Source organism: Lonsdalea britannica (assembly GCF_946477055.1).
In the GTDB taxonomy this organism is placed as follows: Bacteria; Pseudomonadota; Gammaproteobacteria; order Enterobacterales; family Enterobacteriaceae; genus Lonsdalea; species Lonsdalea britannica_A.
In genome coordinates, this window is sequence record NZ_CAMKXG010000001.1 from 23,424 (window position 1) to 48,162 (window position 24,739).

The following is a 24,739-nucleotide window of genomic DNA, read 5'->3' on the forward strand; positions in this document are numbered from 1 at the left end:
ATGGGCTGTAGCAGACAATAACCCACAACCGAGAAAAGGTCAAAACCTGTTCGCCATCAGTTTTTATTCTGTTCAACGGGGGCAATTCCGAGGATACCCGCGGCGGCGACACGACCCTGTTGCAGGTCATGTGTTGAGCCGTCGTAAGCCACGCGGCCATCGACCACCAGCGCCGTGCGATCGGCGATACGGGCGGCATCGTCGAGATGGTGCGACACCATGAGCAGCGTCAGCTGGCGGTCGCGACACACGCTGTCGACCAGCGTCAGCATCTCCGCGCGCAACGCCGGGTCGAGCGCGGAAAACGGTTCGTCCAGTAGCAAAATCGGCTGCTGACGCAACAGACAACGCGCCAGCGCCGCCCGCTGCCGTTGGCCGCCGGACACCTGCGACGGCAGGCGATCCAGCAGCGCGGTCAACCCGACGCGTTCCGCGATGCGGGCTAACTCCTCGCGCTGAGGCGGCGTCAGCTTGAGCCCGGGATGCAGTCCCAGCGCGATATTCTGTGACAGCGTCAGGTGGGGAAAGAGATTATTTTCCTGAAACAGGATAGATACCGGTCTTTTGGCCGGCGGCGTCTGGCGGTGGTCGACGCCGTTTAGCATAAGCTGGCCGCTCTCCGCCGGGAGAAAACCGGCGATCAGGCTGAGGAGCGAGCTTTTGCCCGCGCCGCTGGGGCCGAGCACGGCCACGCGTTCACCGGCTTCCACGCGCAGATCGAACTGCATCGGCTGGTGCTGGTAGAGATAGGTCAGTTTATCGAGAACGATCATGAGCGCCCGCCCGTTTTTCAATCAGAGTGAACAGAACAAAACACAGCAGCAGCAAAAGCAGGGCGGTCACCGCGCCGTCGGCGCTGCGGTAAGCGCCGATTTGCTGATACAGATAAAACGGCAGCGTCCGGAACTGCTCGTTGCCGAACAGCGCGATGATGCCGAAATCGCCCAGCGAGAGAATAGAGGCGAACGCTAGCGCCTGTGCGATCGGCGTCCGCAGCGCCCGTAGCTCAATGGTCTGCAACCGCCGCCAGCCATGAATATCCAGCGACTGACACAGCAGGTTGTACCGCTCGGCGATGTCATACATGGGATTTTCCAGCACTTTGAGCGCATAGGGGATCGCCATCAGCGCGTTCGTCGCTGCCACCAGCCACAAGGGCGATGTCGGCAGTCCGACGGTGTTGTTTAGCAGCAGGAAAAATCCGCTTGCCAGTACGATGCCGGGCATCGCCAGAATCAGCATGCCGCTGAGATCCAACAGCTGGCCGGAAAGATGGCGGCGGCGCAGCTTCAGTTCCCGGCTGCTCCACAGCAGCATCAGCGTCAGCAGTACACACAACAGACCGGAAAGTACCGCGACCCTTAGCGAAGTCCACAGCGCATCCCACAGCGCGGGTTGACGGAGCACGGCGGGCAGGGAGGCGTTCAGTCCGTCCGCCACGACGGCCAGCAATGGCGGCAGCAGAAGTAGGAGCGCGGCAACGATTAACATCGCGTCCGTTATGCGGTTGAACAGCGTGTCCTGTGGATTACGCCACTGCGCTTGCTGGCTGTAGCCGACCGGCAGCAGTTTGGCCAGTCGTTGGCTGAGCAGAACCAGACCGAGGCAGCATCCCATCTGTATCAGCGCCAACAGCGAGGCGCGCGCCGGATCGTAGTCGAAGCTTAGCGCCTGATAGATCGCCAGTTCGATGGTGGTGGCCTTAGGACCGCCGCCCAGCGAAAGCACAACGGCGAAGCTGGCGAAACAGAGCATAAAGATCAGCGCGGCCGCAGGCAGGAGCTGTCGGCGCAGCCACGGCCACTCCACGATGCGAAAGTGTTGCCACTCCCCCATGCCAAGCTGGGCGGCCATCTGCCGCTGTTCGGTGGCGATACCTTCCAGCGCCTGTAGCATCAGGCGCGTGGCCAGCGGCAGGTTGAAGAAAACATGCGCCAGCAGTATCCCGCCGAGTCCGTAAGGGGAGAATGAATACTCCAGTCCGAACGAGGATGTCAGCTGCGACAGCCAGCCTTGCCGCCCGTACACGCTCAACAGACCGAACACGGTCACCAACACCGGCAGCACCAGCGTCATGGCGTATAGCCTCAACAGCCAGCGATGCCCCGGAAAACGGCGGCGATACAGCGCACGCGCCAGAAAAATTGCCGGTAGGGTCGACAGCAGCGTCGAGAGCAACGCCTGCCAAAAGGTGAAGCGAACGACGTGCCACAGGTAGTCGTCCTGCCACAGCGCGCGCCACGGATTCTGCGGCGCCTGAAGCCACAGCGCACCGAAGGCCAGCGCCGCGACCGCGACCAGCAGCAGGGCGGCAACGGCGCCGGGCCAGAGCCAGCCGGGAATTAGCGGCTGACGGCGCGTTGCCATGCCTGAATCCAGTCATTACGTTGCTTGGCGACCTGCTCCGGCGTAAACGCTAGCGTCGTCGCCGGTTTGTCCAGACTCTGGAACCCGGCGGGCAGCGGCATGTCGATGACCGGGTACATCCAGTTGGTCGTCGGAATGCGCTGCTGGAAGGCCGGGCTGATCATGAACTTCAGAAAACGCTCAGCCAGCTGGGGTTGTTGGCTACTCGCCAGACGACCGGCGACTTCCACCTGCAGGTAGTGGCCCTCGCTGAAGGGCGCCGCGACGTAGTTGTCTTTCTTCTCTTCAATGATGTGATAAGCGGGCGAGGTGGTGTAACTCAGCACGAGATCGGCTTCGCCTTTCAGGAACAGACCATAGGCTTCGCTCCAGCCTTTAGTCACGGTGACCGTCTTCGCGGCCAGCTTCTGCCAGGCTTGCGGGGCGTCGTCGCCATAGACTTTTTGCATCCAGAGCAGCAGGCCGAGGCCCGGCGTGCTGGTGCGCGGATCCTGATAGATCACTTTCCACGGCTCCGGGCTGTCGACCAGCTCATGCAGACTGCGCGGCGGGTTTTTCAGTGTGTCGCGATTGTAGATGAAGGCGAAGTAGCCGTAGTCATAGGGCACGAAGGTGTCATTGTGCCAGCCGCCCGGCAGCGTGAGCGCATCGGTGTCTACCGTTCGTTTGCTGAACAGACCGGTGTGTTCCGCGGCTTCTAGCAGGTTGTTGTCCAGACCCAGCACAATATCAGCCTGCGTACGTTTTCCTTCCATCCTCAGGCGATTGAGTAACGCCACGCCGTCGGCCAGCGCCACGAATTTCAGTTCGCAGTCGCACTCTTTTTCGAACGCGGTTTTCACGCTGGGACCGGGTCCCCATTCTGAGGTGAAGGAGTCGTAGGTGTAGACGGTCAGCGTAGGCTTCGCCAGCGCCGGAGCAGAGAGAATCAACAGGCAGGACAGTAATTTTTTTAACACTTTGCACTCCTGAGAAAAAGGGTGGCAAAGGTCTTTGAGCTAGCCGCAAAGCACTCCCAAATCCCTTCGCCGGTATTAACCGGATCAGGTTCGACGGGTATTTTCTCAGCGTAAAGCGGACGGTATGACGGCTCCGGACTTTATCGCACCCCGTTGAGAACTCACGCATTGTAGAGACTTCATGCCCGGAGTCAAAGCGCGCGTCAGTTTTCCGGCGGCGCGAACCAGGCGGATTTGAAATCGAACCACCCCAGCGTATTCATCCGAATGCCGCGCATGCTGCGCTGGCCTTGCAATTGCAGCCAGTGGTGGAATAGCGGGTGGATCTGCTGCTGAGTCACGAGCGATTGGCTCCAGTCCGCCAGTGACCAACCGCCTTGACGCCACTGGCTGGCGTCTTCAGCCAGATCCCGATCCAGGCAGTGCTGCATCAGCGGCAGTTCATAGAGCAGGGCGAACAGAGAGAACTCCAGCGGCAGATAGAAGTTGGCGCTGCCGAGCCAGATGTCGCTCGGCTCGGCGCCCTGATACCACTCAGCATAGTCGATATGGCGGACAGACAGCGTGACGCCGTGGGCCGATAGCAGTCGACGAATGATGTCGCTGATGTCCTGATACTCGGCATGCTCATGATAAAAGGTGAGCGTCAGATGCGTGAGGTCGGTGGGTTTGTCCTGCGTCAGGCGTGGCTGGGCGTGGTGCCAGCGCGGGAGCAGGCCGTAGGCCGGGGACCAGTTGCACTGGTAAGTTTCGTCCGCGAGTCCGAGTAGGGCGACCGGGCTCAGAGCCTGACATAGCCAGTCCCTGACCTCCGGGCGTGAGGTCAACGGCGAACGCCGGTCAAACAGCAAAAAGTAACAGCCTTCCTCTAATCGATTTTCCAGCTCGTTGTTGGGCGAATTGTCGTTTTGCAGTTGCAGCGAACAGGAGGGCGCGTCCAGCGCGTCCGGCAACACCCAAACGCTGACTTCATCAATCAGCGCGCGGTAGCCAAAGTAGTCGTCGAAGGCGTTGATTTTCAGCTGTGTATTGCTGTTGCGCAGCACGGCGTAAGGGCCGGTGCCCACCGGGTGGCGGGTGAAATCAGGGAGCGTTTTCCACTCCTGCGGCAAAATCATCGCGGACACGCTGCCGAGCAGCCAGGGCAACCAGATATCGGGCGTCGTCAGCCGCACATCCAGCACGGAAGGCATGGGCGATTCAATGGCGCAGAGATGAGAGAACAGCGGCATGGCGGTGATGCGTTGCAGAGAGGCGATTACATCTTCCATCGTCAGTTCCCGACCATGATGAAAGCGTACGGCGGGGCGCAGATAAAAACGCCAGTGCAGGGGCGTCACCTGCTGCCAGTGGTGCGCTAAATCCGGCAGGAGTTCCCCATTTTCCTCATTTATGGTGGTTAACCCGCTAAAAATCTGGCGGGCCAGGTGCGTTTCCGATCGTCGCAACGCGGAGCCGGGCAGCAGATTGCGCATTGGCCGGTAGTAGGCGATGCGCAGCAGATGTTTGCCCTGCCGGAAGCTGCGCCCGATGTGGGAAAGCAGCATCTGCCGCACCTGCGATTTATCCCCCACCAACTGCACCAGTTGGTCAATCCGATCCTGCTCCAGCAGGTCTTCCGCCCGCTGTTGCTGGAGCGTCAGGCCGGTGTAGAGGAAGCTGAGACGCGAGCGTTTTCCTCGTCCCGCTTCGGCTTCCCAGGTCAACCATCCCTCTTCCTGCATGGCGCGCAGCAGCGACCGAATATGCCGTCGCGAGCAATTGAGTACGCCGGTCAGCTCCTGCAGCGTGGTGTCAGTAGGCTGTCCTTGCAAGTGTTGCCAGAGCCGAATGAACTGTTGTTGCAGTCGAGATGAGGACATAAAGGGGAACTCCGCAGCCTAAAGTCATCAATATATTTTCCCCTATCTTACGTTGATACTTTGTCATAACGAAAGCGCAAATAATGAACGGTCGGAGGGCATGACGATGGCACTATCACGATTGTATCGGAGTTATCGCAACATCTTGTCCCTGGGACACTCGGCGTGGGGGCGCTGGTTGTCGTCATCTCAGCGTCTGGCGCTGCTGATGCAGGTGACGCAATGGCAGACGGAGCATATGTCTGATGAGGAATACCGTCACTGGATTTGACGGTAACAAGACTTCTGTTTTCTGAGTGATGGTGAAGCTTTCACCGGCCGGCGGTTACCCCGCCGGCTTTTTTTTGCCCGAAATAAGTGACGGCATCTTATGCTAATATGAGCTATAAAGTGGGTGAAGGGACGTCAATGTCGATATAAACATTCAACCTATGGTAACATGTTAGTAAATGAAACTGGGTTAATCGGTTATAGCGAAATAAAAAACTATCTTGATGTGACCATCCTTCAGTGAGACGTTTCAATTCAGTCTATTACATTAAAACAGGTAAAATAATTCACTATGAAGTTACGCAGAAAAAAGGCAAGACCCATCGTTCTGGGCGATGTCACTATTATTGATGACACGCGTTTACGTAAGGCCATTACCGCAGCTGCGCTCGGCAATGCCATGGAATGGTTCGATTTCGGTGTGTATGGCTTTGTTGCCTACGCTCTGGGCCAGGTCTTCTTCCCCGGCGCTAACCCTAGCGTCCAGATGATCGCCGCGCTGGCGACATTCTCCGTTCCCTTCCTGATTCGTCCGCTGGGCGGGCTGTTCTTCGGCTCGTTGGGCGACAAATACGGCCGTCAGAAAATACTGGCCATCACCATTATCATCATGTCGGTCAGTACCTTCTGTATCGGGTTGATACCGTCCTATAACTCCATTGGGATCTGGGCGCCGATACTGTTGCTGCTGGCTAAAATGGCCCAGGGCTTCTCTGTGGGCGGCGAATATACCGGCGCGTCGATCTTCGTCGCCGAATATTCTCCGGACCGGAAACGTGGCTTCATGGGAAGCTGGCTGGACTTCGGCTCCATCGCCGGGTTTGTTCTGGGCGCGGGCGTCGTGGTGCTGATCTCTGCCATCATCGGCGAAGCGGCGTTCCTGGAATGGGGCTGGCGTATTCCGTTCTTCCTGGCGCTGCCGCTGGGTATCATCGGCCTCTACCTGCGTCATGCGCTGGAAGAAACGCCGGCGTTCCAGCAGCACGTTGAGAAGATGGAAAAAGACGATCGCGATGGTCTGAACACCGGACCGCGTGTCTCTTTCAAAGAGATCGCCACTAAGCACTGGAAAAGTCTGCTGTCCTGTACGGGTCTGGTGATTGCCACCAACGTCACCTACTACATGCTGTTGACGTATATGCCGAGCTACCTGTCGCATAATCTGCACTACTCCGAGAACCACGGTGTGCTGATCATCATCGCCATCATGATCGGGATGCTGTTCGTACAGCCGGTGATGGGACTGCTGAGCGACCGCTTCGGACGTAAACCGTTTGTCGTTATCGGCAGCGTGGCGATGTTCCTGCTGGCAATCCCTTGCTTCATGATGATCAACAGCGGTGCCATCGGCCTGATTTTCCTGGGTCTGCTGATACTGGCTGTCATTCTGAACGCCTTTACCGGTGTGATGGCGTCTTCGCTGCCCGCGATGTTCCCGACGCACATCCGTTACAGTGCGCTGGCCAGCGCCTTTAACATCTCGATCCTGGTTGCCGGTCTGACGCCGACGGCGACAGCGTGGCTGGTTGAAGCCAGCAACAACCTGTTCATGCCGGCCTACTACCTGATGGTGATTGCCGTTATTGGTCTGGTGACGGGTATCTTCATGAAGGAAACGGCTAATAAGCCGCTGAAAGGCGCGACGCCAGCCGCTTCCGACCTGAGTGAAGCTAAAGAGTTGCTGCGCGAGCATCACGATAATATCGAGCATAAAATCGAAGATATTAACGAGCAGATCACTGAGTTGGAGAAGAAACGCCAGTCTCTGATCGACCAGCATCCTCGCATTAACGAGTAATCGTCAGGCGCTTTCAGGAAAGTGTTCTGCTTTCCTGAGACTCAATCAGGCAGAAGCCCACAGGGCCTCTGCCTGATTTTTTTTCTCCCCCGGAATTTTTTTCGACTCTCTCTCTGTCAAATACGGTGATTACCAGCCGGGCTGGCCGTTAAAACATTCACCTTATAATAATCAATTAAGTTAAGTATTTAGGTGATCATATTATCGCCACAAAATAGTTGAAGCTTAAATGGTGCCCGTTGTATTGTCCGCTGCGATTTATTTTGTCATATTTTGAAAGGAAAACTCACACATGGCCGAATATGGAAAAGCAGTACCAAGAGAAGTAAAAGGATGGAACTGGGGCGCATTTATGTTCAACGTCATCTGGGGCGTGGGCAACAAAACTTACCTGCCGCTGCTGTGTTTTGTTCCTCTGTTGAATATCGTTTGGGTATTTGTGTGTGGCTTCAAGGGCAACGAGTGGGCCTGGCAGAACGCCGATTATGATGATGTTGAGACGTTTAAACGCGTACAGAATAGCTGGAACAGAGCTGGTCTGTTTGCCTTCGTTCTGGCGCTGATCTCGGTATTTTTCTCTATATTTGTTATGTCCGCATTGATGGCGTCGTTAGCGGGCGCAATGCTGCGTTAATTCCATCAAAACAATGGCATTGATCGCTGCGTGATGAATGCCATTTCTTTATTCATCTTCCCCGTTTTAACCATCTTGATCGCCTGTATTTCTCACTTTCTCCTCACTCTGCGAAGTCGCGACCACCTTCTGTAAATCCCTGTATCAATAATTGTTCTCATTATCAGTTGAATGCTAACATTCCTCGTTCGGACACGGTGAAAAACCAGAGGAATGAGCATGGCGGGAGCGAAAGAGTACAAGATTTTCGAGGTGGCATTAGCGCGTAAACAGACGCTGAGCCCGTCAATGATGCGCTGTGTTTTCAGCGGTGAGTCGGTTCGCGAGATGACCACCGGTGCGCCCGATCAGCGTATTAAACTCCTGTTCCCTGCCATTGACGGTACGCCGTCTCAATTGCCGGATGTCGCTAACTGGTATACCGAACTGCTGGCGTTGCCAAAACGCCAGCGTCCCATTGCGCGAACCTATACCCTCCGTCGTCTTAATGCGGCAGCGGGGGAGCTGGAGGTGGAGTTCGTCATCCACGGTACCGAAGGCCCGGCGTCATCGTGGGCGATGAGCGCCGAGCCGGGAGATCGCCTTCAGGTGGTGGCGCCCTGCGCCGCCTCGGAGAGCAGCCAAAGCGGTTATGAATGGCGGCCTACGGAACAGACCCGTCGGGCGCTGCTGATCGCCGATGAAACCGCATTTCCCGCCGTAAAGGGGATTCTGGAGCAGTTGGCCGGGCTGGCGTCGCCGCCACAGGTGCAGGCCTTTATCGAACTGCCTCTGCGCGCCGACTGTCAGGATTTCAGCCATTTCACCTTCGCCGACATCCATTGGTTGCCGCGCGAGGGAAGCGGAGCAAACCACGGCGAGCGGCTGCTGGATGCGGTGCGCGATGAGCTTCTCCTGCCGCAGGCCCAAAGCGAGCCTCCCGTCGTCGAGTTATCGGACGTCCCCGAAGACGAGCTATTGTGGGAAAGGGCGGAGAGTCAGCACGGACAGTTCTTCGGCTGGGTGGCCGCTGAATCATCGGTGGTGAAAGCCTTGAGGCGATATCTGGTGGGCGAGCGCGGTGTTGCGCGCGAGTCGATGGCGTTTATGGCTTACTGGTGTCAGGGGCCGCGTCGGGAGCGGTAAAAAAAAGGGCCCGCCGAAGCGAGCCCTGAGCATCATGACACGGTGAGGCTTAGCGCAGGAATGTCGGCTGCGTTTCCTCGTAGCGGGCAATCGCCGCTTCGTGTTGCAGCGTCAGGCCGATGTTATCCAGACCGTTGATCATGCAGTGGCGGCGGAAACTATCGATTTCAAACGAATAGCTTTTATCGCCTGCTTTCACGATCTGAGCTTCCAGATCGACGGTGAAAGTCATGCCTTCATTGTTTTCCACCAGGGTAAACAGTTCGTCGACGTCGGCGTCGCTCAGCCGCACCGGCAGCAGCTGGTTATTCAAGGCGTTGCCGTAGAAAATATCGGCGAAGCTCGGCGCGATCACCACGCTGAAGCCGTAGTCGGTCAGCGCCCAAGGCGCATGTTCGCGGGATGAACCGCAGCCGAAGTTTTCACGGGTCAGCAAGATGCTGGCGCCTTTGTAACGAGGCTGGTTCAGCACAAATTCAGGATTAGGCTGCTGGCCTGCGTCATCCAGAAAACGCCAGTCATTGAACAGGTGCTGACCGAAACCGGTGCGGGTGACCTTCTGCAGAAACTGCTTGGGAATGATGGCATCGGTATCGACGTTGGCGTTGTCCAGCGGGACGACCAGACCAGTATGTTGAGTAAATTTAGTCATGGGTTATCCCTCTCAGTTCAGTTCACGAATGTCGGCGAAACGCCCGGTCACCGCAGCCGCGGCGGCCATTGCGGGGCTGACCAGATGAGTCCGTCCGGCACGACCCTGACGACCTTCGAAGTTGCGGTTGCTGGTGGAAGCACAACGCTCGCCCGGATTCAGACGGTCGTTGTTCATCGCCAGACACATTGAGCAGCCAGGCAGGCGCCATTCGAAGCCCGCTTCGATAAAGATCTTGTCCAGACCTTCCTCTTCTGCCTGCGCTTTTACCGGACCAGAGCCGGGGACGACCATTGCCTGCACGCCCGCAGCCACTTTGCGGCCTTTGGCAATAGCGGCCGCAGCGCGCAGATCTTCAATCCGCGAGTTGGTGCAGGAGCCGATGAAGACTTTGTCGATGGCGACGTCGGTCAGTTTGATACCCGCTTTCAGACCCATGTAATTCAGCGCTTTCTCGGCAGAGGCGCGCTCAACCGGATCGTTGAAGGATTCCGGTGCCGGGATAGCCTGATTCACGCCGATCACCTGACCGGGGTTGGTGCCCCAGGTGACCTGCGGCGCGATGTCGGCGGCGTTCAGCGTGACGACGCTGTCGAACTGCGCATCCGCGTCTGACTTCATGGTCTTCCAGTATTCGACGGCGTTTTCCCATTCTTCGCCCTTCGGCGAGAACTGACGACCTTTCAGGTAGGCAAACGTCGTTTCATCCGGGGCGACCAGACCGGCTTTCGCACCCATCTCAATCGCCATGTTGCACAGGGTCATACGGCCTTCCATGCTCAGCGCTTGGATAGCCTTGCCGCAAAACTCGACCACATGCCCGGTGCCGCCAGCGCTGCCGGTTTTGCCGATGATCGCCAATACGATGTCTTTGGCCGTGATGCCCGGAGCCGCATCGCCGGTCACTTCGATCTTCATGGTTTTCGCGCGGCATTGTTTCAGGGTCTGCGTCGCCATGACGTGTTCAACTTCGGACGTCCCGATGCCGAATGCCAGCGAACCGAACGCGCCGTGGGTGGCCGTGTGGGAGTCGCCGCAGACGATGGTCATGCCCGGCAGCGTCATACCCTGCTCAGGACCGATCACGTGAACGATGCCCTGATAAGGATGGTTCAGGTCGTACAGCTGAACGCCGAACGCCTGGCAGTTTTTGATCAGCTCCTGCATCTGAATACGGGCCATCTCGCCGCTCGCGTTGATGTCGCGAGTCTGGGTGGAGACGTTGTGATCCATCGTGGCGAAGGTTTTGCCGGGCTGACGCAGCTGACGTCCTTTCGCACGCAGACCGTCAAACGCCTGAGGCGAGGTCACTTCATGCACCAGATGACGGTCGATATACAGCAGCGGCGTTTCGTTTTCCGCTTCGTACACGACGTGCGCATCGAATAATTTCTGATATAACGTTTTACCCATGATTACACCCCTTCCGAGACATAACGGGCAATCACGTCACCCATTTCACTGGTGCCGATGGCCTTGCCGTCGCGAGCCAAATCGCCCGTACGGTAGCCAGCTTCCAGCGCATGATTGACCGCCTGCTCAATGGCGGAGGCGGCGGCATCTTCACCCAGGCTGTAACGCAGCAGCAGAGCGGCGGACAGGATTTGTGCAATCGGGTTAGCGATGTCTTTGCCTGCGATATCCGGTGCGGAACCGCCAGCGGGTTCGTACAGACCGAAACCAGATTCGTTCAGGCTGGCGGAAGGCAGCATGCCCATGGAGCCGGTAATCATGGCGCATTCGTCGGACAGAATGTCACCAAAGATGTTGGAGCACAGTACCACGTCGAACTGCGCAGGATCTTTGATCATCTGCATCGTGGCGTTGTCGATGTACATGTGGTTCAGCTTCACATCCGGGTAATCTTTGGCGATTTCGGTGACGACTTCACGCCATAAAATGCTGCTCTGCAACACGTTGGCTTTGTCGATGGACGTCACGATATGGCGGCGTTTACGTGCGGATTCGAAGGCGATACGGGCGATGCGTTCGATTTCGAAACGGTGATAGATCTCGGTATCGAAAGCGCGTTCATCCTTACCGCTGCCTTCGCGGCCTTTCGGCTGGCCGAAATAGATCCCGCCGGTCAGCTCGCGTACGCACAGAATGTCGAAGCCTTTCGCCGCGATATCTTCGCGCAGCGGACAGAACGCTTCCAGTCCCTGGTACAAACGCGCCGGGCGCAGGTTGCTGAACAGGCTGAAGTGTTTACGCAGCGGCAGCAATGCGCCGCGCTCAGGCTGTTCTGCCGGTGGCAAATGTTCCCATTTCGGACCGCCGACGGAGCCAAACAGAATCGCGCTCGCCTGCTCGCAGCCGGTAATGGTGTTTTTCGGCAGCGGTGTGCCCTGACGGTCAATAGCGGCGCCGCCGATGTCATATTCGCTGGTCGTTATGTTCAAACCAAAACGTTGGCGTACGGCTTCCAGCACTTTGTATGCCTGAGCCATGACTTCCGGGCCGATGCCGTCACCAGGCAGTACGGCGATATGGTAGCTTTTGTTCATCACACTGTTTCCTGACTATTTTGTTTGTTGTTCTGCTGCTGCAAACGCAGTAATTCCTTTTCAACCATCTGCGCACGCTGAATATTGTTCAACACGTTCACCATGGCGTTCGCGGAGGATTCGACGATATCCGTCGCCAGACCCACGCCGTGGAAGCGGCGGTTCTGATATTCGACGACGATGTCCACCTGGCCCAGCGCTTCTTTACCGTGACCTTTGGCGGACAGCTGGTACTGAACCAGATTGATATCGAAACCGGTGATACGGTTGATGGCTTTGTAGACGGCATCGACCGGGCCGTTGCCGGTGGCGGCTTCTGATTTGATTTCTTCGCCGCAGGCCAGTTTGACCGAGGCGGTGGCCATGACGCTGGAGCCTGATTGTACGCTGAAATAATCCAGACGGTAGAGGGCGGCGTCTTCTTGCTTGTTGTTGATGAACGCCAGCGCTTCCAGATCGTAGTCAAACACCTGGCCTTTCTTGTCCGCCAGTTTCAGGAAGGCGGCGTACAGATCGTCCAGGTTGTAATCGCATTCCTTATAGCCCATCTCTTCCATGCGATGTTTCACCGCGGCGCGGCCTGAGCGCGACGTCAGGTTCAGCTGCACTTCCTTCAGACCGATGGATTCCGGGGTCATGATTTCGTAGTTTTCACGATTCTTCAGAACGCCGTCCTGATGGATACCGGAAGAGTGGGCGAAGGCGTTAGCGCCCACGACGGCTTTGTTAGCCGGGATCGGCATGTTGCAGATCTTACTGACCATCTGGCTGGTGCGGTAAATTTCCTGATGGTTGATGTTGGTGTGCAGATTCATCAGCTTCTGACGCACTTTGATCGCCATGATGACTTCTTCCAGCGCACAGTTACCGGCGCGTTCGCCGATGCCGTTCAGTGTCCCTTCGACCTGACGGGCGCCCGCGTTGACCGCCGCCATGGCATTGCCGACCGCCAGACCCAGATCGTCATGGGTATGCACGGAGATGATGGCTTTGTCGATGTTGGGAACGCGTTGGTACAGAGAAGCGATGATGTTACCGAATTCGTGGGGCAGGGTGTAGCCGACGGTATCTGGAATGTTGATGGTGCGGGCGCCGGCGTTGATCGCGGCTTCCACCACTCGGCTCAGATCGTCAATCGGCGTTCGTCCGGCATCTTCGCAGGAGAACTCGACGTCGTCGGTGTAGTTGCGCGCGCGTTTGATCATATAGGTCGCGCGCTCAATCACGTCGTCCAGCGTGCTGCGCAGCTTGGTGGCGATATGCATCGGCGAGGTCGCGATGAAAGTATGAATACGGAATGCGTCAGCCACTTTCAGGGCTTCCGCCGCGACGTCGATATCCTTCTCTACACATCGGGCCAGCGCGCAGACGCGGCTGTTTTTGATCTGCCGGGCGATGGACTGAACGGAATCAAAGTCACCAGGCGAAGAGACCGGGAAGCCGACTTCCATCACATCGACACCCATGCGTTCCAGCGCCATGGCGATCTGAATCTTTTCCTTAACGCTCAGACTGGCCTGCAGCGCCTGCTCACCATCACGCAATGTGGTATCGAAAATAATCACTTCTTGGCTCATCGCTCTGGTTCCTTTGTCTTGTTAATTCTGACGCCCGGCGAGTAAAAAAAAACCCGCGCAACGGCGCGGGTTCTTTGAAGGTGTGGCGTGAAAATCAGCTGTGAATTTCGCCCACCGGCATACCGCGCATATTGGATGCGATTAGTAGTAGGCCTAGTAGTTTAGCGAAGTGGGACATGCTGATTGTCTTCCAATGTTTGTTAGTAAATTGCTTCTCTATTATTGGTACTTGAATACTGTGGGTATGTCAACGTTTGATTTTTGCGGCAACGTGGGATTTCTCGGCCTGATTTCGGCGATAAAATTGGTCTGAATTGTCCTTAAAACAGACGACTCCATTGGTTGAGATGTCGAATGCCTGAGCAGGCGGTATCGCCGTATAAAGATAAAAATAGGGCATTTACGAGCAGGAAAAGGGATAAGTGCCGATAATATTTTTTGCTGACCTACTCAAAGGTCGTGGGATATTTTCAGACCAAGGCCAATTCTTTTGGAGTTTTAACGTAGTAAAAGTGCTTTTGGCAGAGAATTCCCCGAACGCGCGCAAACGTGTGAAGTCGGCGTGATTTGCCTGCCGCACAAACTGACATTATGTTAATGCGTCCTCGATTGCGGGGGGCCAAAATGCCCGGACGTTATCCCTCAAAAATCCGCGTTTAAAACGTCTTTTGACGCGGATAAAAAAATCGACCGGCAGGGGGATTTTGTCAGAAAAATGCGTTCGGCGGATTTTTCAGGCTGGCGACGCTGTTTTTACCTATGCACAGGATGGATTGTTTCCACGGATATCGCGAACAAGACGTCAGCAAGGATTAACGCGTCCACCCGAAAGCGTGAGTAGGGTCACCGTTATAACCCGGTGCAGCCCCGTCGGGGCTAGTGCAATGCTAAACAGTCTATGCGTGTCATCATACTGTGATAAAAGCGGTTGCTGACCGGAAGGTTATGCGGTTAGATCGAGCAGATATCCCTGGTTAGTTTATGGCTATCATTCCATTAATTCTTCATTATCTGACTTATTAAGGGGTTACCAGTGAAACTGGATGAAATTGCGCGTCTTGCGGGGGTTTCGCGTACGACGGCCAGTTATGTCATCAACGGAAAGGCGAAACAGTATCGCGTGAGCGATAAGACCGTTGAAAAGGTCATGGCTGTGGTCCGGGAACACAATTATCATCCAAACGCCGTGGCCGCCGGGTTGCGTGCTGGGCGAACGCGCTCAATCGGCTTGGTTATCCCCGATCTGGAAAATACCAGCTATACCCGTATCGCCAACTATCTGGAACGTCAGGCGCGTCAGCGCGGCTATCAGTTACTGATTGCCTGTTCGGAAGATCAGCCCGATAACGAAATGCGCTGCATTGAACATCTTCTGCAGCGTCAGGTCGATGCCATTATCGTGTCCACGTCACTGCCCCCGGAGCATCCTTTTTATCAGCGTTGGGTGAAAGATCCTTTGCCTATTATCGCGTTGGATCGTGCCTTAGATCGCGAGCACTTCACCAGCGTGGTGGGAGCGGACATGGAAGATGCGGAAATGCTGGCGCAAGAGCTGCGCAACATTCCGGCTGAACGGGTGCTGTATCTGGGGGCGTTGCCAGAGCTATCGGTCAGCTTCTTGCGTGAACAAGGTTTTCGGCAGGCCTGGGAGAGCGACCCCCGTCAGGTGAATTATCTCTATGCGAACAGCTACGAACGTAGCGCGGCGGCGGCGATATTCACGGACTATTTGCAGCACAATCCGATGCCGGAGGCGTTGTTCACGACCTCTTTCCCTCTGTTGCAGGGCGTAATGGACGTGACGTTAAAGCAAAGCGGGCGTTTGCCTAACAATCTCGCTATCGCCACCTTCGGTGACAATGAGCTGCTGGATTTTCTGGAATGCCAGGTGTTGTCCGTCGCCCAGCGTCATCGGGAAGTGGCCGAACGGGTACTGGAGCTGGTGCTGGCGAGCCTGGATGAACCGCGCAGGCCGAAGGCGGGGCTGTATCGTATTCGTCGTAGCCTTTATCGGCGAGGTTCGTTAAGCCGCCGCTAAGCCGAAAGGGAATTGCCGGGTCGACATCTTTCCGGCAGTTCCTATTATTCCCGCCGTTATCATCGTCATTTATTACACGTCATCTGGATATCTCTCTCCGAATTTTTACTCAGAGCGCGTTATTTCTGAGTTTTCGCCTAAGAAAAGTCCCGTTTTATAAAAAACTTTTTACCGCTTTACGCCATCTCATGCGGGTCATTTAATGCGTCACAAGCCGTTCCTGGCTTTTGCTGGATACGCGGAACAGCTGACGGCAATATTCCAGGAAATAACCGTAGACCACGCCCATGACCATCGATATCACGGCATTACTCCCGACGGCCGTTGCAATTTGCGAGGCGTTGGCGCCAATGCTTAGCAAAATAGCCATATAGACCGGTGACTGAAAACTTACGTAGGCAATAAGGTCAGCGACGTTTTTGCTTCGGCAGGATCGGGGCGCCAAATTGTGGGCGAAACCCACGATGCGATCGCGGTAGACGCCATAAGGCCACGCAATCACCATATTGACCGGAATGGAAAGCAGGCGTGAAGAGAGCGACTGCTGGAACGACATGCCTGAAATCAGTATCTCAATCGCCATGCCCGTAACGAAACAGTAAATCACCATGGCAACGGTGTCGGCCAGCGCGCTGCGCAAGCGTAAGGAGGGGGTGAACATGCCGGTAGGCTCCAGTGCGTCGAGGATAAAAACAAAAACACGGTATTTAAGTGGTGTTTTGTTTTGGTTTTTTGCTTTTTCGCAGTCTACATCACTGGATGTAATTTTTAGAGTAGCTATAAATTTTTATTTTTTCGTTGTTATTAGCGGTTGGTGCTACTTTGTCGGCGTAAAAAACCATTGGCATTTTATTATTGTGCTAACGATAGAAATAGTTATTTAAAACAATGGATTGTGATTATGGGTGAAGAGGGTGATGTGAGCACGGTCGTCTACCTCTCTTTTATATAGATCGGCTTTGCTTCAGACGCGGCTGATTATTATTAGACAGGCATGATAGATTTATACTGTAAATATAAACAGTCTTTCTGCATCTGATAAACCACGCTGGAGCGTAGACGTCTTCGTTGATAAATCATTCTTGATAGAAAACATTCTGTTTTTCTCATCAAAAAATTTATTTTTACAATTCAAAACCGCATCGAAGATTTAAGACCCTTCTCTTTTGGCAAAATGGATTGTCGAAAAATACTGACAAATCAGGGTTTGACGAGAAACTCGGGTTTTGTCGAAAATAAAAAATACGTAACGATATGTGGCTGTGAAAATAATATTGCATTGGCTGTTAAAGCGTATATCTTTCACGCGTTAGTTGAGGCCCGGTTAATTTCTCTTAAATAATCACAGCCTTAATACTCATTATTTTTTACTGGTGTTTTTTTAACTGTTTTTCCCCCGCCAAAAGTCACCGTAAATAATGCCTGCCCGCCTCCGTACTTGCTTGACAAGGTTTTCCTCCCCTCCGTAAACTCTGGATCGTGGGAATTTGTGGGACAAAGTGGTAGAAAATGGCATGAAGGGCTAAATACAACCATGTTTCGTGGGGCAAGTCTGGTCAATCTCGACAGTAAAGGACGGCTCGCCGTTCCGACCCGATACCGGGACGTACTGAACGAGGAAGCGCAGGGGCAAATGGTTTGCACCATTGACCTCCACCAGCCATGTCTGCTGCTTTATCTCTTGCCTGAGTGGGAAATCATCGAACAGAAGCTCTCTCGCCTGTCGAGCATGAATCCCGCCGAACGTCGCGTTCAGCGTTTGCTGCTGGGACACGCCAGTGAGTGCCAAATGGATGGTGCCGGGCGTTTATTAATCGCGTCCACGCTGCGGCAACATGCAAAGCTTACAAAAGAAGTGATGCTGGTCGGGCAGTTCAACAAGTTTGAACTGTGGGATGAACAGACCTGGTATCGACAAGTCAAGGAAGACATCGAAGCTGAACAATCGACTCAGGAACCGCTATCTGATCGATTGCAGGACTTATCTCTATAGTCATGACAGAAACTTTTAAACACACGACCGTGCTGTTGGATGAGGCCGTCAACGGCCTGAACATTCGCGGCGACGGTATTTACATTGACGGTACGTTTGGCCGCGGCGGTCACTCCCGTCTGATTCTGTCCCATTTGGGGCCGGAGGGTCGCCTGCTGGCAATCGATCGCGATCCTCAAGCTATCGCCGCTGCCAGCGATATTGACGATGCACGCTTTTCTATCATCCACGGGCCTTTCTCATCAATCGCTGAATACGTTGAAGAACGCGGACTGACGGGGAAAATCAACGGCGTACTGCTGGATCTTGGCGTTTCATCGCCTCAGCTCGACGATCCGGAGCGCGGTTTCTCCTTTATGCGTGACGGCCCGCTCGACATGCGTATGGATCCTACTCGCGGCGTTTCTGCCGCCGAATGGTTGATGAAAGCGGAAGCGGAAGATATCGCCTGGGTTCTTAAGACCTTTGGCGAAGAACGTTTCGCTCGCCGTATTGCTCGCGCCATCGTTGAGCGTAATCAGACTGAACCGATGACGCGCACGAAAGAGCTGGCTGAGCTGATTGCCGCCGCCAGTCCGATTCGTGAAAAGCATAAACATCCGGCAACGCGCTCTTTCCAGGCCATCCGTATCTATATCAACAGTGAACTCGAAGAGATTGAACGCGCGCTCAACGGCGCGTTGGATGTCCTCGCTCCCGAAGGTCGACTGTCGGTGATCAGTTTCCACTCGCTGGAAGACCGCATTGTGAAGCGCTTTATCCGTCACAACAGCCGTGGGCCGCAGGTCCCTGCGGGTCTGCCGTTGACGGAAGAACAGCTCCGCGAACAGGGGGGAAGAACCCTGAAGATCGCAGGAAAAATGAAGCCGTCCGACGCTGAAGTCGCGGAGAACCCGCGCGCCCGCAGTTCCGTACTGCGCTTCGCGGAGAGATTGTCCTCATGATCGGGCACGAACGTCACTCGCTGGCTGGCGTCATTGCAGAAGATTTGCTGCGGCACGGCAAATTGCCCTTGCTGCTGCTGGTCGCTGTTCTGATCTCGGCCGTACTCGTAGTGACGACGGCGCATCGTACTCGTCTGCTAACCGCAGAACGCGAGCGCCTGCTGCTGGAACGGGATGCGCTGGATATTGAATGGCGCAACCTGATTCTGGAAGAGAATGCGCTGGGCGACCATAGCCGTGTCGAGCAGAACGCGATAGAAAAACTCTACATGGGGCACGTCGATCCTTCGCAGGAAAATATTGTGGTTAAACAATGAACTGACAGGTTATTACTCAATAAATGAAACCCGCACGCCCCGGAAGGTTGAAACGTCAGGAAGAGCATGCCAGCTTCGTCAGCTGGCGTTTTGCGTTGCTTTGCGGGGGGATTCTGATCTGTCTGGTCGGCCTGATGCTGCGTACCGCCTATCTCCAGGTCATCGCGCCGGATAAGCTGGTGCGCGAAGGCGACATGCGTTCTCTGCGCGTGCAGGAAGTGCCCACCGCGCGCGGAATGATTAGCGATCGTGCGGGTCGTCCGCTGGCGGTGAGCGTCCCGGTCAACGCCATTTGGGCCGATCCCAAGGAAGTGAACGACCACGGCGGCATCACGCTCGATACGCGCTGGAAAGCGCTGGCCGACGCGCTGGAAATGCCGCTCGACCAAATATCCACCAAGGTCAACGCCAACCCCAACGGCCGTTTCGTTTATCTGGCGCGTCAGATCAACCCCGCCATCGGCGAATACATCCACAAACTGAAGCTGCCGGGCATCAATCTGCGTCAGGAGTCCCGTCGCTATTACCCGTCAGGTCCGGTGACCTCTCATCTTATCGGCTTTACCAACATCGACGGGCAGGGCATCGAAGGGGTCGAGAAGAGTTTCGACCGCTGGCTGACCGGCCAGCCGGGCGAACGTACCGTACGTAAAGACCGATTTGGGCGCGTGATTGAAGATATCTCCTCCGTCGACAGTCAGGCCGCGCACAACCTGATGCTGAGCATCGACGAACGCCTGCAGGCGCTCGTTTACCGTGAGCTGAATAACGCCGTCGCCTTCAACAAAGCGGAGTCCGGCACCGCTGTGCTGGTCGACGTCAACACCGGCGAAGTGCTGGCGATGGCCAATAGCCCGTCTTACAACCCGAATAACCTGTCCGGCACTACCAACGACGTCATCCGTAACCGCGCCATCACCGATATCTTCGAGCCGGGTTCCACCGTGAAGCCAATGGTGGTGATGTCTGCGTTACAGCGCAACGTGGTGAAAGAGAACAGCGTGCTGAATACGCTGCCGTATTACATCAACGGGCATGAAATCAAAGACGTAGCGCGCTACAACGAATTGACGCTGACGGGCGTACTGCAGAAATCGAGTAACGTCGGCGTATCTCGACTGTCGCTGGCGATGCCTTCTTCGGTGTTAGTGGATACTTACTCTCGCTTTGGTCTGGGTAAACCCACCAACCTCGGGCTGGTCGGCGAAAGCTCAGGGCTGTTTCCTCACCGTCAGCGCTGGGCTGATATCGAACGCGCGACCTTCTCCTTCGGCTACGGTCTGATGGTTACGCCGCTGCAGCTGGCCAGGATGTACGCCACTATCGGCAGCTTCGGCGTCTATCGGCCTCTTTCCATCACCAAGGTCGATCCGCCGGTGCCGGGAGAACGTATTTTCCCTGAAAACATCGTACGCACCGTGGTGCATATGATGGAAAGCGTCGCGTTGCCGGGCGGCGGTGGCTCGAAAGCCGCCATCAAAGGCTATCGCATCGCCATCAAGACCGGTACGGCCAAGAAAGTCGGGCCGGACGGCAAGTACATCAACAAATATATTGCTTACACCGCCGGTGTTGCCCCGGCCAGTAATCCTCGCTTCGCGCTGGTCGTGGTCATCAATGACCCGCAGGCCGGGAAATACTACGGCGGTGCGGTCTCTGCGCCGGTCTTCGGCGCCATCATGGGCGGCGTGCTTCGCACCATGAACATCGAGCCGGATGCCCTGGCGACGGGGGAGAAAAATGAATTCGTTATTAACCGAAAAGAGGGCTCAGGTGACAGATCGTAATTTGCACGATTTGCTGGCGCCGTGGGTTGCCAACGTTCCCGAGCGCGCGCTGCGGGACATGACGCTGGACAGCCGTATGGCTGCGGCGGGAGACGTTTTCGTCGCTATTGTCGGACATCAAACCGACGGGCGACGCTATATTGCGCAGGCCATTGCTCAAGGCGTGGCTGCGGTGATCGCCCAAGCGGATGAGGAAAATCCGGAAGGCACCGTGTGTGAAAAGCACGGCGTACCGGTGATTTATCTGGATGAGCTTAATCAGCGGCTTTCGGCGCTAGCGGGACGTTTCTACCACCAGCCCGCAGAGAGACTCCGTCTGGTCGGCGTAACCGGCACCAACGGTAAAACGACCACCAGCCAGCTGCTGGCGCAGTGGAGCCAGGCGCTGGGCGAAACCAGCGCGGTCATGGGTACCATCGGCAACGGTTTGCTGGGACGAGAAACCCCGGCGGAAAACACCACGGGTTCGGCCATCGGCGTACAGCAGACGCTCAGCCAATTGGCTGACGCGGGTGCCACATTTGCCGCGATGGAAGTCTCTTCCCACGGGCTGGTGCAGCATCGCGTTGCCGCGCTACCTTTCGCCGCCGCGGTATTTACCAACCTGAGCCGCGACCATCTCGACTATCACGGCGACATGGCGCATTACGAAGGGGCCAAATGGGCGCTCTTCGCGGAACATCAGGTCGGTGAAGCCATTATCAACGCGGACGACGACGTGGGTCGACGTTGGCTAAGTCGGCTTCCTGATGCGGTAGCGGTGACGCTGGGCTCACAGCGGCCAGAGGGCCGGAGCCGCTGGCTGCAGGCGACCCGCGTTGAGTATCACGACAGCGGTTTCACCGCGCAGGTGGACTCCAGCTGGGGTCAGGCCGTGATTCATAGCCGCCTGATGGGCGAGTTCAACGTCAGCAACATGATGCTGGCGCTGGCGACGCTGCTGGCGCTGGGCTATCCGCTGGAGCAGTTGGCTGAATCGGCGACGGCAATACAACCGGTCTGCGGCCGGATGGAAGTCTTCCATGCCGAAGGCAAACCCACCGTGGTTGTTGATTACGCACACACGCCCGACGCGCTGGAAAAAGCGCTGGAGGCGGCAAGACTGCACTGTCAGGGGCAGCTCTGGTGCGTGTTTGGCTGCGGGGGCGATCGCGATAGAGGTAAGCGCCCACTTATGGGAGCAGTAGCGGAACAGCTGGCCGACCGGGTCATCGTGACGGACGACAATCCGCGCAGCGAAGCGCCGCAGGCTATCGTCAAAGATATCCTGAGCGGCCTGATGGACGCCGGTCGAGTGCAGACGATTGAAGGCCGAGCGGCGGCGGTCAGCAGCGCGGTGATGCATGCCGGGCCGGATGATGTGGTGCTGGTGGCCGGGAAAGGTCACGAAGATTATCAGATCGTGGGCAATCAGCGGTTGGACTACTCCGACCGACTGACGGTCGCACGCCTGTTGGGAGTGGTGGCATGATTCGCGTAACGCTGAGCCAATTGGCGAACGTATTAGACGCCCGTCTGGAAGGAGACGATCTGGCGATCGACGCCGTCTCGACGGACACCCGTCATTTGACGGAAGGCTGCCTGTTTGTCGCGCTACAGGGCGAGAAATTCGATGCTCACGACTACGCCGCGAATGCGATTAGCGAGGGCGCGGCAGCACTGGTGGTGAGTAAGCGCTTACCTGTTTCGGCGCCGCAGCTGATTGTTAAAGATACGCGGCTGGCGCTCGGCGCGCTGGCTGCCTGGGTTCGGCAGCAATCGTCGGCCCGCGTTGTCGCCCTGACCGGTTCGTCCGGCAAAACGTCGGTCAAAGAGATGACCGCCGCGATTCTGCGGCAGTGCGGCAACGTGCTGTATACCGCCGGGAATCTGAATAACGACATCGGCGTACCGTTGACGCTGCTGCGACTGACGCCAGAACACGATTTCGCCGTCATTGAGCTGGGCGCGAACCACATCGGCGAGATTGCCTACACCGCCGATCTCACGAGGCCGGAAACGGCGCTGGTCAACAATATTGCGGCGGCGCATCTGGAAGGGTTCGGGTCGCTGGCCGGTGTTGCGCAGGCCAAGGGCGAGATCTTCAACGGTCTGCCCGCTGACGGCGTGGCGATTCTTAACGCCGACAGCAATGACTGGCCGCACTGGCAAACGACGCTGACGCAGAAAACCGTCTGGCGTTTTTCGCCGGAAGCCGCAGAGGATGTGGACTTCTTTGCCAGCGATGTCGTGGTGCAAGCGCAGGGGACGACGTTCACCCTGCACAGCCCGTTCGGCGAGGTTGGGGTCACGTTACCGTTGCCGGGTAAACACAATATCGCCAACGCGCTAGCCGCCACGGCGTTGGCGATGTCCGTCGGGGCGTCAACGGAGGCTGTGAAGTCAGGGCTGGCGCAGCTTCAGGCGGTGCCGGGACGTTTGTTCCCGCTCTCTTTGGGCGGTGAGCAACGAGTGCTCGACGACAGCTACAACGCCAACGTCGGTTCTCTGACGGCGGCGGTGCAGGTGCTGGCGGACATGCCGGGCTATCGGGTACTGGTCGTCGGCGACATGGCGGAGTTAGGGCAGGAAGCAGAAGCTTGTCACCGTCAGGTTGGCGAGGCGGCCCGGATCGCCGGTATCGACCGGGTGCTGAGCGTCGGTACGTTGAGCGAATGGATTAGCCAGGCCAGCGGGCAGGGTGAACATTTTCAGGATAAAGCCGCCGTGGTCGACCGTCTTCGGGCGCTGTTGGCGGAACACACAGTGATTACCATTTTAATAAAAGGCTCACGCAGCGCTGCGATGGAGCAGGTAGTACGCGCATTACAGGAGAAGGCAACATGTTAGTGTGGCTGGCCGAACAATTGGTCAAATTTTATTCCGGCTTCAACGTCTTTTCCTACCTGACGTTTCGAGCCATCGTCAGCCTGCTGACTGCGTTGGTGATCTCGCTCTGGATGGGGCCGCATTTGATTGCCTGGCTGCAGCGTTTACAGATTGGTCAGGTTGTTCGTAGCGAAGGGCCGGAGTCGCACTTCAGCAAGCGCGGTACGCCGACGATGGGCGGCGTGATGATACTGGCTTCGATCACGATCTCCGTTCTGCTGTGGGTCAACCTGTCTAACCCTTACGTCTGGTGCGTGCTGCTGGTGTTGCTGGGTTACGGCATCGTCGGGTTCGTGGACGACTACCGCAAGGTTGTACGCAAAGACACTAAAGGGCTGATCGCGCGCTGGAAGTATTTCTGGCAGTCGCTGTTGGCGCTCGTCGTCGCCTTTTCCATGTATGCCATCGGCAAAGATACGCCAGCGACGCAGCTGGTCGTGCCGTTCTTTAAAGACATCATGCCGCAGTTGGGATTGATGTATGTGGTGCTGGCTTATTTCGTGATTGTCGGCACCAGCAACGCCGTCAATCTGACCGACGGTCTGGACGGTCTGGCGATTATGCCGACGGTGTTTGTCGCCGCGGGCTTCGGGCTGGTGGCGTGGGCGACGGGGAACATGAACTTCGCCAACTACCTGCATATTCCGTACATCCGCCATGCCAGCGAACTGGTGGTGGTGTGTACGGCAATCGTCGGCGCGGGACTCGGGTTTCTATGGTTCAACACCTATCCGGCGCAGGTCTTTATGGGCGACGTCGGTTCGCTGGCGCTGGGCGGCGCGCTCGGGACGATCGCCGTGCTGCTGCGTCAGGAATTTTTACTGGTGATCATGGGGGGCGTGTTCGTGGTCGAAACGCTGTCGGTGATCCTGCAGGTTGGCTCCTTTAAGCTGCGCGGCCAGCGGATTTTCCGCATGGCGCCGATACATCACCACTATGAGCTTAAAGGTTGGCCGGAACCGCGCGTGATTGTGCGGTTCTGGATTATTTCTCTGATGCTGGTGCTCATTGGACTGGTCACACTGAAGGTACGGTAACGAC

General features: G+C 56.4%; 21 protein-coding genes and 1 riboswitch. Of the genes, 12 read left to right on the forward strand and 9 right to left on the reverse strand.

Annotated features, from left to right (window positions below):
• Positions 1-56: 56 nt before the first annotated feature.
• The 4 genes from thiQ to sgrR form a co-directional block, all read right to left on the reverse strand.
• The gene (thiQ, locus tag Q7O77_RS00105) at positions 57-773 is read right to left on the reverse strand and encodes a thiamine ABC transporter ATP-binding protein ThiQ (protein ID WP_304162041.1); all 717 of its coding nucleotides are present in this window, start codon (positions 771-773) and stop codon (positions 57-59) included.
• Positions 757-2,367, reverse strand: coding sequence for a thiamine/thiamine pyrophosphate ABC transporter permease ThiP (thiP, locus tag Q7O77_RS00110; RefSeq protein ID WP_304162044.1), 1,611 nt, complete (start codon positions 2,365-2,367; stop codon positions 757-759). Before thiP ends, thiQ begins: the two co-directional genes overlap by 17 nt.
• A complete protein-coding gene (gene thiB, locus Q7O77_RS00115; RefSeq protein WP_304162046.1) occupies positions 2,343-3,326 on the reverse strand; it encodes a thiamine ABC transporter substrate binding subunit in 984 nt (327 codons plus the stop codon). Before thiB ends, thiP begins: the two co-directional genes overlap by 25 nt.
• A gap of 43 nt (positions 3,327-3,369) precedes the next feature.
• Positions 3,370-3,489: riboswitch (TPP riboswitch) on the reverse strand.
• A 40-nt stretch (positions 3,490-3,529) separates the two neighbouring features.
• On the reverse strand, positions 3,530-5,188 hold the full coding sequence (gene sgrR / locus Q7O77_RS00120; RefSeq protein WP_304162049.1) for an HTH-type transcriptional regulator SgrR: 1,659 nt from the start codon (positions 5,186-5,188) through the stop codon (positions 3,530-3,532).
• Between the two features lie 106 nt (positions 5,189-5,294).
• Here sgrR and sgrT point away from each other — a divergent pair, with 106 nt between their 5' ends.
• The 4 genes from sgrT to Q7O77_RS00140 all read left to right on the forward strand — a co-directional run bounded on the left by sgrT (position 5,295) and on the right by Q7O77_RS00140 (position 9,015).
• The gene (gene sgrT / locus Q7O77_RS00125) at positions 5,295-5,459 is read left to right on the forward strand and encodes a glucose uptake inhibitor SgrT (protein ID WP_304162052.1); all 165 of its coding nucleotides are present in this window, start codon (positions 5,295-5,297) and stop codon (positions 5,457-5,459) included.
• Positions 5,460-5,750: 291 nt separating this feature from the next.
• Entirely contained in the window at positions 5,751-7,256 is a 1,506-nt protein-coding gene (gene proP / locus Q7O77_RS00130) for a glycine betaine/L-proline transporter ProP (RefSeq protein WP_304162055.1), read from the forward strand.
• A 292-nt stretch (positions 7,257-7,548) separates the two neighbouring features.
• Entirely contained in the window at positions 7,549-7,890 is a 342-nt protein-coding gene (locus Q7O77_RS00135; RefSeq protein ID WP_085652354.1) for a ribonuclease G, read from the forward strand.
• A gap of 219 nt (positions 7,891-8,109) precedes the next feature.
• Entirely contained in the window at positions 8,110-9,015 is a 906-nt protein-coding gene (locus tag Q7O77_RS00140) for a siderophore-interacting protein (RefSeq protein WP_304162062.1), read from the forward strand.
• A 49-nt stretch (positions 9,016-9,064) separates the two neighbouring features.
• Here Q7O77_RS00140 and leuD read toward each other — a convergent pair whose 3' ends face one another.
• Genes leuD through leuA form a run of 4 tightly spaced genes read right to left on the reverse strand, consistent with a single transcriptional unit; the run spans position 9,065 to position 13,751 of the window.
• On the reverse strand, positions 9,065-9,667 hold the full coding sequence (gene leuD, locus Q7O77_RS00145) for a 3-isopropylmalate dehydratase small subunit (RefSeq protein WP_304162064.1): 603 nt from the start codon (positions 9,665-9,667) through the stop codon (positions 9,065-9,067).
• 12 nt (positions 9,668-9,679) lie between these two features.
• Complete coding sequence (leuC, locus tag Q7O77_RS00150) at positions 9,680-11,080, reverse strand: 3-isopropylmalate dehydratase large subunit (protein ID WP_304162067.1); 1,401 nt, start codon at positions 11,078-11,080, stop codon at positions 9,680-9,682.
• Positions 11,081-11,082: 2 nt separating this feature from the next.
• Positions 11,083-12,174, reverse strand: coding sequence for a 3-isopropylmalate dehydrogenase (leuB, locus tag Q7O77_RS00155; RefSeq protein WP_304162070.1), 1,092 nt, complete (start codon positions 12,172-12,174; stop codon positions 11,083-11,085).
• Positions 12,174-13,751 carry a 2-isopropylmalate synthase gene (gene leuA / locus Q7O77_RS00160; protein ID WP_304162074.1) on the reverse strand — a complete coding sequence of 526 codons (1,578 nt, stop codon included), beginning with the start codon at positions 13,749-13,751 and terminating at the stop codon, positions 12,174-12,176. The genes leuB and leuA overlap by 1 nt, the downstream gene beginning before the upstream one ends.
• A gap of 1,033 nt (positions 13,752-14,784) precedes the next feature.
• Between leuA and cra the strand changes: the two genes are divergently transcribed.
• Entirely contained in the window at positions 14,785-15,789 is a 1,005-nt protein-coding gene (gene cra / locus Q7O77_RS00165) for a catabolite repressor/activator (protein ID WP_304162076.1), read from the forward strand.
• 199 nt (positions 15,790-15,988) lie between these two features.
• Here cra and Q7O77_RS00170 read toward each other — a convergent pair whose 3' ends face one another.
• A complete protein-coding gene (locus Q7O77_RS00170) occupies positions 15,989-16,450 on the reverse strand; it encodes an L-alanine exporter AlaE (RefSeq protein WP_304162079.1) in 462 nt (153 codons plus the stop codon).
• An 873-nt stretch (positions 16,451-17,323) separates the two neighbouring features.
• Between Q7O77_RS00170 and mraZ the strand changes: the two genes are divergently transcribed.
• Genes mraZ through mraY form a run of 7 tightly spaced genes read left to right on the forward strand, consistent with a single transcriptional unit; the run spans position 17,324 to position 24,735 of the window.
• A complete protein-coding gene (gene mraZ, locus Q7O77_RS00175; RefSeq protein WP_304162082.1) occupies positions 17,324-17,782 on the forward strand; it encodes a division/cell wall cluster transcriptional repressor MraZ in 459 nt (152 codons plus the stop codon).
• Positions 17,783-17,784: 2 nt separating this feature from the next.
• The gene (gene rsmH, locus Q7O77_RS00180) at positions 17,785-18,726 is read left to right on the forward strand and encodes a 16S rRNA (cytosine(1402)-N(4))-methyltransferase RsmH (RefSeq protein ID WP_085652362.1); all 942 of its coding nucleotides are present in this window, start codon (positions 17,785-17,787) and stop codon (positions 18,724-18,726) included.
• Positions 18,723-19,043 (forward strand): cell division protein FtsL, encoded by a 321-nt coding sequence (ftsL, locus tag Q7O77_RS00185; protein WP_026739107.1) that lies wholly within the window; start codon positions 18,723-18,725, stop codon positions 19,041-19,043. Before rsmH ends, ftsL begins: the two co-directional genes overlap by 4 nt.
• A gap of 23 nt (positions 19,044-19,066) precedes the next feature.
• Positions 19,067-20,830, forward strand: coding sequence for a peptidoglycan glycosyltransferase FtsI (locus Q7O77_RS00190; protein ID WP_304162095.1), 1,764 nt, complete (start codon positions 19,067-19,069; stop codon positions 20,828-20,830).
• Positions 20,817-22,301, forward strand: coding sequence for a UDP-N-acetylmuramoyl-L-alanyl-D-glutamate--2,6-diaminopimelate ligase (murE, locus tag Q7O77_RS00195; protein WP_304162098.1), 1,485 nt, complete (start codon positions 20,817-20,819; stop codon positions 22,299-22,301). Before Q7O77_RS00190 ends, murE begins: the two co-directional genes overlap by 14 nt.
• Positions 22,298-23,659 (forward strand): UDP-N-acetylmuramoyl-tripeptide--D-alanyl-D-alanine ligase, encoded by a 1,362-nt coding sequence (gene murF / locus Q7O77_RS00200; protein WP_304162100.1) that lies wholly within the window; start codon positions 22,298-22,300, stop codon positions 23,657-23,659. Before murE ends, murF begins: the two co-directional genes overlap by 4 nt.
• The gene (gene mraY / locus Q7O77_RS00205) at positions 23,653-24,735 is read left to right on the forward strand and encodes a phospho-N-acetylmuramoyl-pentapeptide-transferase (RefSeq protein ID WP_304162103.1); all 1,083 of its coding nucleotides are present in this window, start codon (positions 23,653-23,655) and stop codon (positions 24,733-24,735) included. The genes murF and mraY overlap by 7 nt, the downstream gene beginning before the upstream one ends.
• The last annotated feature ends 4 nt before the right edge of the window (positions 24,736-24,739 follow it).